This is a genomic window from Propioniciclava sp. LT294, assembly GCF_059516005.1.
Genome location: NZ_JCAKNG010000004.1, coordinates 135,291 through 150,087, shown reverse-complemented (window position 1 = coordinate 150,087; position 14,797 = coordinate 135,291). Strand labels below are relative to the sequence as shown.

The 14,797-nt window shown below is 71.3% G+C and carries 13 protein-coding genes; 9 read left to right on the top strand and 4 right to left on the bottom strand.

Annotated elements, in window-relative coordinates; genetic code table 11:
* Positions 1–114: 114 nt before the first annotated feature.
* Genes AC5YDA_RS07135 through AC5YDA_RS07095 form a run of 9 tightly spaced genes read left to right on the top strand, consistent with a single transcriptional unit; the run spans position 115 to position 10,673 of the window.
* Positions 115–1,434, top strand: a complete 1,320-nt coding sequence (locus AC5YDA_RS07135; RefSeq protein ID WP_496189726.1) for an ABC transporter substrate-binding protein — start codon at positions 115–117, stop codon at positions 1,432–1,434.
* Between the two features lie 2 nt (positions 1,435–1,436).
* Positions 1,437–2,333 carry a carbohydrate ABC transporter permease gene (locus AC5YDA_RS07130; RefSeq protein ID WP_496189727.1) on the top strand — a complete coding sequence of 299 codons (897 nt, stop codon included), beginning with the start codon at positions 1,437–1,439 and terminating at the stop codon, positions 2,331–2,333.
* On the top strand, positions 2,330–3,190 hold the full coding sequence (locus AC5YDA_RS07125; protein ID WP_496189728.1) for a carbohydrate ABC transporter permease: 861 nt from the start codon (positions 2,330–2,332) through the stop codon (positions 3,188–3,190). The genes AC5YDA_RS07130 and AC5YDA_RS07125 overlap by 4 nt, the downstream gene beginning before the upstream one ends.
* Positions 3,191–3,223: 33 nt before the next feature.
* A complete protein-coding gene (locus AC5YDA_RS07120; RefSeq protein WP_496189729.1) occupies positions 3,224–4,303 on the top strand; it encodes an ABC transporter ATP-binding protein in 1,080 nt (359 codons plus the stop codon).
* Positions 4,300–5,628 (top strand): glucosylglycerate hydrolase, encoded by a 1,329-nt coding sequence (gene ggh / locus AC5YDA_RS07115; protein ID WP_496189730.1) that lies wholly within the window; start codon positions 4,300–4,302, stop codon positions 5,626–5,628. The genes AC5YDA_RS07120 and ggh overlap by 4 nt, the downstream gene beginning before the upstream one ends.
* Entirely contained in the window at positions 5,625–7,307 is a 1,683-nt protein-coding gene (locus AC5YDA_RS07110) for a sugar phosphorylase (protein ID WP_496189731.1), read from the top strand. The genes ggh and AC5YDA_RS07110 overlap by 4 nt, the downstream gene beginning before the upstream one ends.
* A complete protein-coding gene (locus tag AC5YDA_RS07105) occupies positions 7,307–8,350 on the top strand; it encodes a zinc-dependent alcohol dehydrogenase (protein ID WP_496189732.1) in 1,044 nt (347 codons plus the stop codon). The genes AC5YDA_RS07110 and AC5YDA_RS07105 overlap by 1 nt, the downstream gene beginning before the upstream one ends.
* Positions 8,347–9,384 (top strand): Gfo/Idh/MocA family protein, encoded by a 1,038-nt coding sequence (locus tag AC5YDA_RS07100; RefSeq protein WP_496189733.1) that lies wholly within the window; start codon positions 8,347–8,349, stop codon positions 9,382–9,384. Before AC5YDA_RS07105 ends, AC5YDA_RS07100 begins: the two co-directional genes overlap by 4 nt.
* A complete protein-coding gene (locus tag AC5YDA_RS07095; RefSeq protein ID WP_496189734.1) occupies positions 9,384–10,673 on the top strand; it encodes a glycoside hydrolase family 36 protein in 1,290 nt (429 codons plus the stop codon). Before AC5YDA_RS07100 ends, AC5YDA_RS07095 begins: the two co-directional genes overlap by 1 nt.
* Here AC5YDA_RS07095 and AC5YDA_RS07090 read toward each other — a convergent pair.
* The 4 genes from AC5YDA_RS07090 to AC5YDA_RS07075 form a co-directional block, all read right to left on the bottom strand.
* A complete protein-coding gene (locus tag AC5YDA_RS07090; protein WP_496189735.1) occupies positions 10,670–11,911 on the bottom strand; it encodes a Gfo/Idh/MocA family protein in 1,242 nt (413 codons plus the stop codon). The two genes, AC5YDA_RS07095 and AC5YDA_RS07090, sit on opposite strands and share 4 nt — an antisense overlap.
* A 56-nt stretch (positions 11,912–11,967) precedes the next feature.
* The gene (locus AC5YDA_RS07085; RefSeq protein WP_496189736.1) at positions 11,968–12,858 is read right to left on the bottom strand and encodes a mechanosensitive ion channel family protein; all 891 of its coding nucleotides are present in this window, start codon (positions 12,856–12,858) and stop codon (positions 11,968–11,970) included.
* 72 nt (positions 12,859–12,930) lie between these two features.
* The gene (locus AC5YDA_RS07080) at positions 12,931–14,019 is read right to left on the bottom strand and encodes a sialidase family protein (RefSeq protein ID WP_496189737.1); all 1,089 of its coding nucleotides are present in this window, start codon (positions 14,017–14,019) and stop codon (positions 12,931–12,933) included.
* A gap of 85 nt (positions 14,020–14,104) precedes the next feature.
* Entirely contained in the window at positions 14,105–14,797 is a 693-nt protein-coding gene (locus tag AC5YDA_RS07075; protein ID WP_496189738.1) for an N-acetylmannosamine-6-phosphate 2-epimerase, read from the bottom strand.

Sequence of the window (14,797 nt, the reverse complement as noted above, 5' to 3'; positions counted from 1 at the left end):
CAGACGCAGAGTTCGCCCAACACCCTAGTGCTCGCGGTCGGTTGTGCCCTAAAGTGTCGATCACCCTATTGATCTATTATCGTACAAAAGCCTCAACGGACAAGGGAGACTCACATGTCGGCACTCACCACATCGATCTCACGTCGGTCGCTGTTCGGCCTGGGGGCTGGCGTTGCCGTCGCCAGCACGCTCGCTGGATGCGCTGGCGCCAGCACGACCGGCGGCGGCGCCGGCGACACCATGTTCTTCTCGACTCAGTTCGCTCCCGTGGAGGAGAAGCAGCGCTTCGAGAAGATCCTCAGCGAGTACGTGAAGGACCCGAAGACCTCCTTCACGTCCATGCCGACCGCCGACTTCACCACGCAGCTGAAGACGCAGGTGGACGCCAAGAAGCTCCAGATCGGGGTCGTGGGCGCCCTGCACGGTGACCTGACCCCTCTGCCCGACTACCTCGAGGACATCGATGACATGGTGGCCGACGCCAAGGCCGCGGGCATCAGCGATGACCTGCTCGCCCTCGGCAAGCTGGGTGGCCCGACCCAGAAGTACATCCCGTGGATGCAGGCGTCCTACGTCGTCGCGGCCAACAAGAAGGCACTGGAGTGGCTCCCGGCCGGCGCCGACGTCAACGCCCTCACCTACGACCAGTTCCTTCAGTGGGCGATCAACGCCAACAACGCCAACGGCAAGCCCGTCTTCGGCTTCCCGGCCGGACCCAAGGGCCTCTACCACCGCTTCTTCCAGGGCTACCTGCTGCCGAGCTTCACCGGCGGCGTCCTGAGCCAGTTCTCCTCCCAGGACGCCATCACCGGATGGAAGTGGATGGCCGAGTTCTGGAGGAACTGCAACCCTGCCTCCACCAACTACGACTACATGCAGGAGCCACTGGCCAGCGGCGAGGTGCTGGTCGCGTGGGATCACGTAGCCCGCCTCGTGAACGCGCCCAAGGGCAAGCCCGAGGACTGGATCATGGTCCCGGCGCCGACCGGCCCCAAGGGCCTCGGCTACATGCTGATCGTGGCGGGCATGGGCGTCCCCAAGGGCGGGGACAAGGCCACGGCCGCGAGGGTCATCAAGGCCCTCTCCGACCCGAAGGCCCAGATCGAGTTGCTGCGCCAGAACGCCTTCTTCCCGGTCGTCAAGGCCGACCTGCCCGCGGACCTACCCGCCCCGGTGAAGCTCGAGGCCGAGGCCGTGGCGGCGCAGGCGGCGTCCCCCAAGGCGATCCTCGCGCTGCCGCCCCTCGGGCTCGGCGCCAAGGACGGCGAGCTCAGCCAGGTCTTCAAGGACATGTTCCGCGAGATCTGCCTGCAGGACGGGGATCCGGCGGCCGTCGTGGGCAAGTACGTCACCAACGTGCGGACGATCATGGAGGCCGTGAAGGTGCCCTGCTGGGCCCCCGACCCCGCGGCCGACGTCTGCACGGTGGGGTGAGCATGTCCCCTGCCAGTAACGGGTCCGTCACCACCGCAGGCCGGCGGCGACGGACGCGCCTGTCCCCCGCCTTCTGGCTGATCCTGCCGTCGGTGGTGTTCATGCTGTTCCTGTTCGCCTACCCCATGGTCGAGGGCCTGCGGTTGGCCTTCGTCCACGGTGACGCCGGGGCAGTGTCGAGCGTGAACTGGCAGCGGATGGTCAACGACCCGCAGTTCGGGGCGGCGGTGCGCAACACGCTGCTGTTGATCGTCGTGATCATCCCGCTGCAGTTCGTGTTCGCCCTCACGATGGCCCTGCTGTTGCAGGCGAAGCCCAAGGGCAGCGCCGTCTACTTCTACCTCTGGGCGATCCCGCTCGCGGTCTCCGACTTGGCCGCCGGCTTGGTGTGGCTGTCGATCTTCTCCGACCGCGGCTACCTCAACTCGGTGCTGGTGGACGTCGGCCTGCAGCCGTTCTCCTGGTTGTCCTACCAGTCGCCGGCGACCCAGTTCCTGGCGGTCGCCGTCGCCGAGGTGTGGCGCGCGACGTCGTTGGTGCTGGTCATCGTGGTCTCGGGCATGCAGGGCATCCCGAAGGATTACGACGAGGCCGCCGCCGTGTTCGGCGCCACCTACTGGCAGCGCCTCTGGCAGGTCACCCTGCCGTTGCTGCGCCCGAGCCTCCAGGTCGCGCTGATCCTGCGAACGATCCTCGCGTTCCAGACCTTCGCGGTCGCCCAGGCGCTCACCGGCGAGGGCTTCCCCCTGCTGGTCGGCGAGACCTACCGGTGGTACACCGCGCTCAACAACCCGAACGTCGCCTCCGTCTATGCGATGGTGATCATGGTCGTGTCCATGATGACGGCCGTCATCTACCTCCGCGTGCTGCGCGACCAGAGCCGGGGAGGAAAGAAATGACCACCCTCGACCAGCGCCCACCCGTCCCGATCGACTACGCACCGCTGCGCCGCCACAAGCGTCAACGCGCGCTGATCCAGGTGGCCTGCGTCGCGATCTCGCTGTTCATGGCGGTGCCGATCTACCTGATCGCCCTCGCCGCCTTCAGCACGCGCGCCGGCCTCAACGAGTTCCCCCAGCCGCTGTGGCCGCAGAACTTCGGCACCGAGACGATGACGACCTTCCTCGGGTCGACCGGCATCGTCGGTGGCCTGATCAACTCGCTCATCGTCGGTCTCGGCACCCTGCTGATCAGCTCGCTCGTGGGAGCTCCGGCCGGTTACGCGATCGCCCGCTTCGCGTTTCGGGGCAAGGACCCCTACCAGTTGTTCCTGCTGTTCACCCGCGCCCTGCCGATCGTCGTGCTCTCGGTGCCCCTGGCCCGCGTGTTCCTCGACACCGGTCTGTACGACAAGCCGATCGCGGTCATCCTGCTGCACAGCGCCCTCGCGCTGCCGACGACGATCCTCATCACGTCCAGCGTGTTCCTGTCGGTGCCCCTCGACGCCGAGGAGGCCGCGCGTATCTTCGGGTGCACGCCGATCGGTGCCTTCCTGCGGGTCGTCCTCCCGCTCGCCCTGCCCGGCATGGCGGCGGCCTCCATCTTCACGTTCGTGATGAGCTGGAACGAGGTGCTGGGTGCCACAATCCTCACCTTCACCCAGCGGACCCTGCCCGCCCAGGTGCTCTCCAGCCTCGCCGACAGCCCGCTGGCCTACCGGTTCGCCGGCGGCCTCGTGCTGGTCATCCCCGCGCTCGTGTTCATCGCGATCATGCGCAAGTACCTGCTCAACATGTGGGGGACGACGATCCGATGACGCCCTCACTCCCCACGACGACAAGGTCCCGCCATGGCTGACATCCAGATCAACAACCTCGTCAAGGTCTACCCGGGCAGTGCCGAGCGCGCCAACGACGACGTGAGCATGCACATCTCCGACGGCCAGTTCATGGTGCTGCTCGGCCCGTCCGGCTGCGGTAAGACCACCCTGCTGCGGCAGATCGCCGGGCTCGAGCTGCCGACGTCCGGCTCCATCGCCATCGGCGGGCGAGACGTCACGTACAGGCCGGTGCACCAGCGCAACCTGTCGATGGTGTTCCAGAGCTACGCGGTGTTCCCGCACCGCCGTGTCCGGCACAACATCGCCTTCCCGCTCAAGATGAAGAAGCTGCCGCAGGCCGAGATCGACAAGAAGGTGGCGTGGGCGGCCGACCTGCTGCAGCTGACCCCCTACCTCGACCGCTTCCCGGCCCAACTGTCCGGCGGCCAGCGGCAGCGTGTCGCGGTCGCCCGCGCGATCGTCGTGGACGCCGACGTCCTGCTCATGGACGAGCCCCTCTCCAACCTGGACGCCCTCCTGCGGCTCTCGTTCCGGTCCGAGCTCAAGCGCATCGTCGAACAGCTCGGCACGACCACCGTCTACGTGACCCACGACCAGTCCGAGGCCCTGTCGCTCGGCAACATGGTCGCGGTCATGCGCAGCGGCAAGGTGAGCCAGCTCGCCAAACCGTTGGAGATCTACGACTGGCCTGCCGACACCTTCGTGGGTGGCTTCATCGGGAGCCCCCCGATGAACTTCTTCGACGGTGTCCTCAAGGGCGGCACCCTCGACGTGGGTGGGCACTCCTTCGCCGCACCCGCCGGCATCGGCGCCGACGGGCCGGTTCGTGTCGGCGTCCGCGCCGAGGCGATCGACGTGGTGGACGCCGCCGGTCCCGACACCGTGCCCGCCGAGGTGCTGGTTGTCGAGCCGCTCGGCGCATCCACGTTGCTGACGGTCGTGCTCGGGGAGCACCAGCTCAAGGTGCAGGCCGAACCGACGGTCGAGGTGCGCGCGGGTGAGCGGGTTCTGCTGCACATCGCGCCCCGCGCGCTGCGCCTGTTTGACCCTGAGACGGGAGTGGCCTGGCTGCCGGAAGGCGTGCGATGACCCACACCGAAGCAGAGCTGCTCGACGCCGCCGTCGGCGTCCTGCACGACAACGACACCGGGACCATGGTGACGGCAGCGCCGAAGCTCTACCCCCACCAATGGTCGTGGGACGCCGCGTTCGTGTCCGTAGGACTGGCGCACCTCTCGGTGCCGCGCGCCGTGGTCGAGTGGCAGACGATCTTCGACGCCCAGTGGTCGACCGGCATGTTCCCCCACATCGTGTTCGCTGACGAGCCCGACTACTTCCCCGGCTTCGGCGTGTGGGGCACGGCCGTGGCGAAGGCGCGGCCCGAGGGGGTCGAGACCTCAGGCATCTGCCAGCCGCCCGTGCATGCGCTGTGTGTGGAACAGGTGATCGCGATCGGCCGCGCCAAGGGCGGGGCCGAGGCGGAGGCGGCCGAGGCGTTCCTGGCGGACGCCGTGCCGCGGCTGGCGCGGTGGCACGCCTGGCTCTCCTCGGCCCGCGACCGCGAGGGCCTGGGCGTGATCGAGATCCACCACGGCTGGGAGTCCGGCATGGACAACTCGCCGCGCTTCGACCCGATCTACGACCGCATCGTGGTGCCGCAGCCCAAGTCGCTGCCTCGTACCGATCTCAAGTTCGCGGACGCCTCCGAGCGCCCGTCCGACCGGGAGTACCAGCGCTACATCTGGCTCATCGACCAGATGATCTCGGTCGAGTTCGACGACGACCGCATCCCGGGGATCATCGATTTCCGGTGCGGGGACATCTTCATGACCGCCTGCCTGGCTGCGTCCGCGGATGCGCTGGCCCGCCTCGCCGACGAGCTCGAGGACCACACGCTGGCAGAGACCGAGCGCGCCAGGGCGGCCCGCTCGCGGTCGGCGGTGGCGGCGTCCGTCGACCCGGTCACCGGGCTGACCCGCGACTACGACCACCACGAGAACCGCTGGATGGACGTGCCCTCGATCGCCGGCTTCTCGGCGCTCGTCTCGGGGGGCGACCCCGCGTTGGTGGCGCGTCAGAAGGAGTTTCTGCTCGGTCCCGCCTGGATGGGCCACCCCGAGAACCGCTACCCGCTGCCCGGCTCGGTGAGTCTGGACGACCCGGCCTGCCGGCCGCGCGAGTACTGGCGCGGCCCCGTTTGGCCGATCATGAACTGGCTCTTCGCCCATTGCGCCCTCGCGCGCGGCGACGCCGAGTTCGCCGCCGACCTCCGGGCCGCCGGCCTGGCGCAACTGGACGACCTGGAGTTCGGCGAGTACTACGAGCCGCGCACCGGGGAGCCCTTGGGCAGCCACCAGCAGTCCTGGACGGCGATGGCGGCCATCGACTGGCTCCAGGGGAGCCGCTGGCGATGACCGGCCTCGACCCGTCAGTCCGGGCCGAGCTCGACGGCCACCTCCAGTTCCTCTACGGCGAGGGCGCTGGCGCGGTCGCGACCGCCCTCGCCGAGTTGGTCACCCGCTACGCCGCGCGACTCAGCGGCCCGGGCCTGCGCCGAGTCTGGCGTGAGGCGGACGTGGTCCTCATCACGTACGCCGACTCGATCCGGACGCCGGGCGAGCCACCGCTGCGGACTCTGGCCCGAGTGCTGCCCGACCTGGCCCCCGAGGTGCCGACGGTTCACCTGCTGCCGTTCTACCCGTCGACGTCCGACGACGGCTTCAGCGTCGTCGACTACCTGAGGGTCGACCCGGCCGTCGGCACCTGGGCCGACGTCGCCGCCCTGCGCGAGCGGGTCGAGTTGATGTTCGATGCCGTCGTCAACCACGTTTCGGCCCACTCGGACTGGTTCCGGGGATTTCTCGCCGGCGACGAACGCTACCGGGAGTGGTTCATCACCGTTCCGGACGGCACGGACGTGTCGCAGGTCGTGCGCCCGCGGACGCTGCCCCTGCTCACACCCTTCGATACGGCGCGAGGGACCGAGTTGGTGTGGACGACGTTCTCCGCCGACCAGATCGACCTCAACTACGCCCACCCCGACGTGCTGCTGGCGGTGGTCGGCGTCCTGCTCGAGTACGTCGCGCGGGGGGCCACGGTCATCCGCCTCGACGCCGTGACCTACCTCTGGAAGCGGCTCGGCACGAGCAGCGTCCACCTACCGGAGACGCACCGGGTCATCCGCCTCCTGCGCACCGTCCTGGACGCCGTCGCGCCCTCCACGACCCTCATCACCGAGACCAACGTGCCGCACGCCGAGAACGTGTCGTACTTCGGCGACGGCCACGACGAGGCCCAGCTGGTCTACAACTTCGCACTGCCGCCCTTGGTGCTGCACAGCTTCTTGACGTCGGACGCCACCGCGCTCACTCGCTGGGCCTCGGCGCTGGAGACCCCGTCGACGGAGACCTGCTTCTTCAACTTCCTCGCCAGCCACGACGGCGTCGGGGTCCGGGGGGCCGAGGGCATCCTGACCGACGACCAGCTGCGGAGGTTGGCGTCACGGGTGGAGGCGCACGGCGGCCTGGTCGGCTATCGCTCGCTCCCCGACGGCTCGGCCGTGCCGTACGAGCTCAACGTCAACTACTACGACGCCCTCAACGACCCTGCCTCCGACGAGCCGCTCGCCACGCGCGTTGCCCGCTTCGTCACCGCGCAGGCCATCATGCTCGCCCTGCCCGGTGTGCCCGGCATCTACGTGCACAGCCTGTTCGGCTCCCGCGGGTGGCCCGAGGGCGTGGCCCGAACCGGCGCCAACCGGACGATCAACCGGGCCGCGCTCGACCGCGACGAGCTGGTCGCCGAGCTGGCCGACCCCTCCGGACGCCGGGCGCGCGTGTTGGCCGCCTACCGCCGGCTGCTGGCGGTGCGTGGGTCGTGCGCGGCCTTCGCGCCGCAGGCGCCCGCGCGGGTCGTCGACCTCGGCCCGGGGTTGTTCGCGCTGGAGCGCGACGCGGGCGCGGAGCGCGTGCTGTGCGTGCACAACGTGACGGGGACGCCCGAGCCGCTGCCGCACCCCGGAAAGGACCTGCTCACGGACGTCGTCGTCACCGCGGTGCCGGCGTGGGGAACGGTCTGGGTCGAGGTGGACTGATGGGGCGGGTCCTGCGGTTCGTCGCCCCGCGGCGGGTCGACGTGGTCGAGGAGCCGTTGCCGGACATCGGCCCGGACGACGTCCGGGTGCGCACCCTGTTCTCCGGGATCTCTGCGGGCACCGAGTTGTCGGCCTACCGTGGGACGAACCCGTACCTCACGCGGCGTTGGGACATGGTCCAGACCCTGTTCCTCGACCCCGCCGCTGCGGGGCCGTCGTATCCGCTGACGGGGTGGGGCTACAGCGAGGTCGGCCGTGTGGCCGAGGTCGGGCCCAGCGTGACGGCGTTCGCCCCCGGCGATATCGTCTGGGGCACCTGGGGCCACCGGACGGAAGCGGTCCTGGGTGGGTCCGCCCTGAGGGGGCATGGGATGCCGCGGGGCGTCGACCCGCGCACGGGCACGTTCGTGCGTGTCGCATCCGTCGCCCTCAACGCCGTGTTCAACACCCAGATCGGGATCGGCTCGGTCGTCGGCGTCGTCGGGCTCGGCGTGATCGGCCTGCTCGCAACGCGGTTCGCCGTGTTGTCGGGGGCCACCGTGATCGGCATCGATCCGATCGCGTCCCGCCGGGCACGGGCCGCATCGTGGGGGGCGGCGTGCGTGCTGGCGCCGGCATCGTCCGTGGCCGCCGAGGTGCGCGCGATGACGGACGGGCGCGGCGCCGATGTCGCGCTGGAGCTGTCGGGTTCCTCGGCCGCGCTGCACGACGCGATCCGGCTGGTGGGGCCGGAGGGGGTGGTGGTGGCGTCCGGCTTCTACCAGGGCGAGGCGTCCGGGCTGCGCCTCGGCGAGGAGTTCCACCACAACCGGGTGCGGCTGCAGTCCAGCCAGATCGGGGCCGTTCCGCCGCAACTCGCCGCGCGTTGGACGCGCGACCGGTTGGTCCTGGCGGCCGCCGAACGCGTGCTCGCCGGCGACCCGGACGCCGTGTCCCTCGTCAGCCACACGTTCGCGCTGGACGACGCCGCGGACGCCTACGCGCTGCTCGACCAACGCGGCCACGAGGCGTTGCAGGTGCTGTTCGCGATGGAGGCCCGATGACCACGCCCGACCACCGTCCTGCCATTCCGGCGCAGCGTCCGGCCATCGGCGTCCTCGGCTGCGGCGCGATCGCGCGCTCGGCGCACCTGCCCGCCTACCGCCAGTACGGACTCCGGGTCGCCGGGGCTTGGAGCCGCTCGGGCGCCGACGTCTCGGCCTTCCCGGAGGTGGGTCGCGTGTACGCCAGCGCGGAGGAGCTGCTGGCCGACCCCGAGGTGGGCATCGTCGACCTCGCCACGGGGCCCGACGGGCGCCTCGACTGGCTGCGCCGCTGCGTCGCCGCCGGCAAGCATGTCCTGACGCAGAAGCCGCTGGTGAACACCGCCGCCGACCTGACGGCTCTGCGCGGGGTCCTCGACGAGGCGGACGCCGCGGGCGTCCGGATCGCCGTGAACCAGAACGGGCGCTGGGCGCCCGCGTGGCGGCTCGCGACGCTGCTCGTCCGCGAGGGCGCGATCGGGGACGTCGTCGGCGTGACGCATTTGCACGACAAACCGCTGCCGCCGATCGCGGGCACCCCGTTCGACGAGGTCGACCACATGCTGATCTCGGACTACCTCATGCACTGGATCGACATCAGCTGCGCGTGGCTCGGCTCACCCGTGCGGCGAGTGTCGGCGTCCGATGCCCGGGTTCCGGGGCAGCCGGAGGAGGCGAAGAACCCCTGGTCGGCCACGGTGTCGCTGGCCGCGACGTCCGGGGCGACGGCGTTGCTGCGGGTCGTGGGAGACGTGAAGGCAGCCCGCGACGGGGTGCCGTTCTGGATCCACGGCGTTGAGGGCACGATCCGCGGCTCGGTGCTGCTCGGTTCGGACACCCTCGCGCTCGAGCACGCTGGCGCGGTGACGCCGTACGTCTTGAGCGGCGAGTGGTTCGTGGACGGGTTCGCCGGGACGATGGGGGAGCTGATGTCTGCCTTGGCCGAGGGACGCGAGCCCGAGAACTCGGCGCGACGCGTGGCCGGTTCGGTCGCGGTGATGCTGGCGGCGACCGAGTCGGCCCGCCGGGGCGGAATCCCCGTCGAGGTCGGCTGATGGGGGCCGTGGTCGACGAGGTCGCCATCGGCCCCGACGCGTGCGTCTACGGCGAAGGCTGGCAGAGCTGGAGCCCGACGGCGTGGTGGCGGGGGCCGTTCGCCGCCGATCGCCCGGCCGAGGGTTGGCAGCACCTGATGCGGTTCCGGCCGGGGACCGCCGTCGCGGAGGACGCCGTCCAGGGCGAGGGCCTGCTGATCGTGGACCCGGGCGGGGGGCGTCCGGCGGTGCGCTTCGCGATCGACGAGGCGGGCTCCGAGGTGGCGACGATCGTGGCCAGGCCGCTGGGCGGTGTACTGCGGGTCGCCGCCGACGGTCCCGTCACCCGCACCGAGCACGCCTCGGGCCCGGGCGCGCTGGCATCGTTCGGTGAGGCGTTCGGGGCGGCGTCCGGGGTGCAGATGCGCCCGGCGCCGCGGGTGTGGTGCTCGTGGTACCGCTACTTCGAGGGTGTCACGGCGTCCGACATCGACGAGAACGTGGCTGTGATCGAAGCGCTCGGGCTGGGCGTCGACGTCATCCAGATCGACGACGGTTGGGGGACGCCGTTCGGTGAGGGGGCCCTCGTCCGGCCGGGCTTCGGGTCGCTGGCCCGGGTGGTCGGGCGCATCCGGGACGGCGGCCGCGAGGCCGGGCTGTGGCTCGCCCCGTTCGTGGTGGGGACGCGATCGACCTTGGCCCGTGAGTACTCGGACTGGTTCGTCGGCCCTGCCGGGCGCAACTGGGGCGACGACCTGGTGGGGCTCGACCTCACCCATCCGGGCGTCCGGGAGCGTGTCGCCGAGGTGGTCGCGCGCGCCCGTGCGCTCGGGGTCACCTACCTCAAGCTCGACTTCCTCTACGCCGGTGCGCTGCCCGGCCCGCGTCACGACGGCTCGACGCCGGTCGAGGCGTACCGGTCGGGGCTTCGGCTCATCCGCGAGGCGGCGGGGCCGGTGACCTTCCTGCTGGGCTGTGGTGCGCCGATCCTGCCGTCGGTCGGGCTCATGGATGCCATGCGCGTCTCGCCCGACATCTTCCACGAGGGCGGCGAAGACGGCTCGGACGGCCTGCGCGGCGCCCGCTCGCTGGTGGCGCGCGCCTGGCAGCACGGACGGTTCTGGCTCAACGACCCCGACTGCCTGGTCATGCGGCCCTCCTACCCCCTGCGCGACGCGTGGGCGGACGCCGTGCGTGAGCACGGGGGGATGCGGACCTTCTCCGACCGGATCGCCGAGTTGGACGCCCACGGCCTCGCGGTCACGCGGGCGTACCTCGAATCGGCGCAGCCCGCGCGTCTTCCTGGCTAACGGACGTCGACCACCCGGCCGGTCAGCCGGCTCTCCTCCGCCGCGAACACGGCGAGGTGGGAGGCGAGCGAGCTGGCGGCGTCCGAGCTCACAAGGCCCTGGTCCTGGGCGGCGACGGCCGCGACGAAGGCGTCCATGAGCGCATCGTCACCCCCGGCGTGCCCGCTCGAGGCGTCCGCGGACGCGGTGACGACCTCGCGCCAGGCGCCGCCCGCGCGGAAGTCGCAGATCCGCAGCGTGGCGCCGTCGCTCTCGATCATGCCTTGGGTGCCGAAGACGCGGGTCAGCCGATTGGAGTACGGCGTGAAGGCCGTCATCGTGAACGTGCCGGTGGCGCCGTCGGCGAACTCCAGCGCGACGACCTGGTGGTCGACCACGTCGTTGTCGCAGGCGTACACGCAACGGCCGTACGGGCCCTCGGCGACCGCGCGCTCGAGGGCCTCCCGGGTGTGCTCGTCGGTCAGCACGCGCGAGGGCCATTGATCGGGCGGGGCCGCTGCTTCGGAGAGGTAGATGCGGGTGGCGGAATAGGCGCAGGTGTCCTGGTGGGGGCAGGAGACACAGCGGTCGGTCGCACCCTCCGGGGCGTTGCCGGCCGTGAAGTGACGCAGCGACCCGAAGGACGCCACCCGCGCGATGCGCTGCCCGACCACGAACTCGAGCCAGTCGAGGTCGTGGCACGCCTTGGCCAGCAGCATCGACGAGGACTCGTCCTCGCGACGCCACGAGCCCCGGACGTAGCTGTGGGCCTGGTGCCACCACCCGACGGGTTCGAGGTGCTGGATCGAGGCGATGTCGCCGATCACCCCCTCGCGCAGCAGCCGGACGAGCTCCGTGGTGTAGGGCGTGTTCCGCAGCACGTGACTCACCGCGAGGATGCGGCCGGTCTCCTGCGCGGCCGCCGCCACCCGGCGCACCGCCTCGGCCTGGGGGGCGATCGGCTTCTCGAGCAGCACGTCGTACCCCGCCTCCAGCGCGGCGATCGCGGGCTCGACGTGGTCGGTGTCCTGGGTGCAGATCAGGACCGCGTCGCCGAGGCGTCCCGCGGCCAGCGACTCCTGCCAGGTCGTGTGGACCTGGTCGCGCGCGATGCCGTGCCGGGAGGCCAGCGCGTCCCGGCGGGCCGGGTTGGGATCGGCCACCGCGACGACCTGGGCGCGATCGGGGTGCCCGGCGGCCCAGTCCGCGTAGATCGTGCCGCGGGCCCCGGCACCCCACACCACCAGTTTGACGGTCATCGTCCCTCCCTCCGTTCGTCCCATCATGCCGTGACTCCCGTTGCCGGCGGGAGCCCCTACGGCTCGATCGTCGGAGAGGTGAACGGGGGCGCGACCGGGGCCCTGACTCCCGCACGGCGCAGGGCCACGACGGATCGCTCGAGCAGGTCCCGCTGGACGCCCCAGTGCTGGTTGGGGGCGGTCTTGGCGAAGATGCGGATCGTCGTCACCCCGGCGGTCACCTTGTCGACGCCGGCGACGTTGGGCTGCTCGAGCAGGACGTCGGCGTACTTCTCGTCCGCGAACACCTCCGCGACCACGCCGCGCAGCACCTCGATCGCCTTGGCGGCGTCCTCGCCGGTCGCGATCGGGACGTCCACCGTGCCGGTCGACCACCCTTGGCTCTGGTTGCCGATGCGCAGGATCTCCCCGTTGCGCACGTACCAGACCTGGCCCCCGGCGTCCCGGAGCCGGGTGACGCGCAGGCCCACCTCCTCGACGGTGCCCACGACCCCGCCGGTGTCGATGAGGTCACCCACGCCGAACTGGTCCTCGAAGATCATCAGCATGCCGGAGATGTAGTCCTTCACGAGCGACTGCGCCCCGAAGGCCAGGGCGATGCCGCCGATGCCGGACGCCGCCAGCAGCGGCTCCAGCGGGATCCCGAGGATCCTCAGCACCGTCAGGATCACCAACAGCAGGATGATGATGTCGACGGCGTTCGTCATCACCGAACCGAGGGTCCGGACGCGCGCCTGGTGGCGGGCGTCCGCCGCGCCGGTGAGCCGGCTCAGCATGCCGCCGGACCGCGAGTCGGTCGTCCGGTGCCGGTCGCTGGCCGCGATGGACGCCGCCACTCCCGCCCGGATCGCCCGGCGCAACACGATGCGCGCGATGATCGAGACCAGGAGCAGGACGCCGATCGAGATGGCGGTGTCGGGCCACGTGTACGTGATGAGCGGGGTCATGGACGCCTTCCTGCCGGGGTACGGCACGAGCCTAGCGAGCCGGGCGAGGGACGGGCCCCCGCGGAAGGCAGGTCAGCCCGCGACCTCCGGCGGCTTGGCGGCCCCGGGGCGTCCGGCCCGCGGGGTGAGGGACGCCGGCGCTCCGGTCAGGCCCAACTCGGTCGGGGTCACCCGGGCGAAGACGATGGCGTCGTAGTCGCCGGCCTCCCAGGCCAGGCCGAGGCAACCGTCGGCCAGCGGGACGCACACCGAGTAGGCCGATGCGCCGGGGTCGACGAGGAGCGCCTCCGACCAGGTGTGCCCGAGGTCCCGGGAGGTCCGGACGGACAGCCGGGTCCGCTCGCGCGGGTCGTCGCAGGTGGAGGCCACGACCACGGGCCCGCCCGGGGTGTCCAGCAGCGACAGGCCGCCGTTGCACGCCGGGTCCACGAGGGCGGCGTCCGGGGTCGGGGGGCCGAACGTGGACCCGCCGTCGTCGGATCGCGTCACACGGCGCCGCGGGGTGGACCGCGCGTGCAGCAGCACCGAGCCGTCGGGCAGGCCGAGCACCTTGTTCTCGTCGCAGTCGGGGCCGACGCGTCTCCCCAGCGTCCAGGTCGCACCGCCGTCGTCGGAGTGGGCGATGGCCGCGAAGTGTTCCCCTGCCGGCGTGCGCAGGACGAAGGGCTGCAGCAGCCGTCCCCCAGCGGTGGCCGAGCCGTTGCCCGAGGAGGCGAACATGCCGGTGACGTCGTCCGGCTTGAGGTGGGTCATGTCGCGATGGGTCCACGTGAGGCCGTCGTCCTCCGAGGTCGACAGCCACAGTTCCAGGCCCTCCCCGCCCGGGCCGGCCTCGGCCGAGAAGAAGGAGCGGCCCGTCGAACCGACGTACCAGCACAGGATGCGTCCGGACGCCGGATCGACCACGAACGAGGCGTCCCCGAAGCCGTGGCCGGGGTCGTGCCGACGCAGGACGCGGGCGTCCGACCACGTGCGGCCGTGGTCGTCGGAGTGTCGCAGGGCGATGTCGAAGTCGCCGGGCAGGTCGCGCCAGTCCCGACGGACGTCGTGGGCCGCCAGCACCCGGCCGGTCCCCGTCACCGCCAGTGCCGGGATCCGGTAGCAGGGTTCGGCGAAGGCCGCTCCGGGGAAGGGAACGCCCGAGCTGGCCAGTGTGGTCATCTCCACCTTGGTGCCTCCTGGAGTCTGGTTGCGAGAGGGTGAACCTGTCCCCCGCAGTCGGGTGACGAGTTCACTCTGTGTCGGGTCAACGGCCGGCGACCGCGTCGGCGAACCAGCGCGTGATGGTGGTGGGGTGCGTGATGGCGGTCCCGACGCACACGGCCCACGCCCCTCGCCGGATCGCCTCGGCTGCCTGCGCGGGGGAGTGCACGCGGCCCTCGACGATCACGGGCACGTCCGCCCCGCCCCGGCGGGCCAGCGTGACCACCTGGTCGACGACCTCCCAGTCCGGGCCCTCGGTCTTCGGGCGTTCACCCGAGTAGCCGGCCAGCGTGGTCCCGAGGATGTCCACCCCCGCCTCGAGCGCGGCCTCGGCGTCCCCCACCGAACCGCAGTCGGCCATCACCAGGACCTCGGGGTGCGCCGCCCGCAGGCCGGCGACCGTCTCGGCCAGCGTCAGCCCGTCGGGGCGCGGACGGCGGGTGCCGTCCAGGGCGACGACCTCGACCCCGGTCTCGGCGACGGCGAGGCAATCGGCGAGGGTCGGGGTGATGTAGACCCCGGCGTCCCCGATCTTCACCAGCCCGATGATCGGCACGTCCACCACGGGACGCATGGCGCGCAGGTCGTCCAGCCCCTTGCCGCGGATCGCGACCGCCCCGCCGGCCACCGCCGCCTGCGCGATCTGGGCCATCGTCCTCGGGTCGAGCATCGGCTCACCGGGGTAGGCCTGGCACGAGACGACCAGGCCTCCCCTCATCGACTCCAGCAGGTCCAT

Coding starts and splice junctions, on each gene's coding strand:
- AC5YDA_RS07135 (WP_496189726.1), top strand. CDS start 115: ATGTCGGCACTCACCACATCGATCTCACGTCGGTCGCTGTTCGGCCTG.
- AC5YDA_RS07130 (WP_496189727.1), top strand. CDS start 1,437: ATGTCCCCTGCCAGTAACGGGTCCGTCACCACCGCAGGCCGGCGGCGA.
- AC5YDA_RS07125 (WP_496189728.1), top strand. CDS start 2,330: ATGACCACCCTCGACCAGCGCCCACCCGTCCCGATCGACTACGCACCG.
- AC5YDA_RS07120 (WP_496189729.1), top strand. CDS start 3,224: ATGGCTGACATCCAGATCAACAACCTCGTCAAGGTCTACCCGGGCAGT.
- ggh (WP_496189730.1), top strand. CDS start 4,300: ATGACCCACACCGAAGCAGAGCTGCTCGACGCCGCCGTCGGCGTCCTG.
- AC5YDA_RS07110 (WP_496189731.1), top strand. CDS start 5,625: ATGACCGGCCTCGACCCGTCAGTCCGGGCCGAGCTCGACGGCCACCTC.
- AC5YDA_RS07105 (WP_496189732.1), top strand. CDS start 7,307: ATGGGGCGGGTCCTGCGGTTCGTCGCCCCGCGGCGGGTCGACGTGGTC.
- AC5YDA_RS07100 (WP_496189733.1), top strand. CDS start 8,347: ATGACCACGCCCGACCACCGTCCTGCCATTCCGGCGCAGCGTCCGGCC.
- AC5YDA_RS07095 (WP_496189734.1), top strand. CDS start 9,384: ATGGGGGCCGTGGTCGACGAGGTCGCCATCGGCCCCGACGCGTGCGTC.
- AC5YDA_RS07090 (WP_496189735.1), bottom strand. CDS start 11,911: ATGACCGTCAAACTGGTGGTGTGGGGTGCCGGGGCCCGCGGCACGATC.
- AC5YDA_RS07085 (WP_496189736.1), bottom strand. CDS start 12,858: ATGACCCCGCTCATCACGTACACGTGGCCCGACACCGCCATCTCGATC.
- AC5YDA_RS07080 (WP_496189737.1), bottom strand. CDS start 14,019: ATGACCACACTGGCCAGCTCGGGCGTTCCCTTCCCCGGAGCGGCCTTC.
- AC5YDA_RS07075 (WP_496189738.1), bottom strand. CDS start 14,797: ATGGACCTGCTGGAGTCGATGAGGGGAGGCCTGGTCGTCTCGTGCCAG.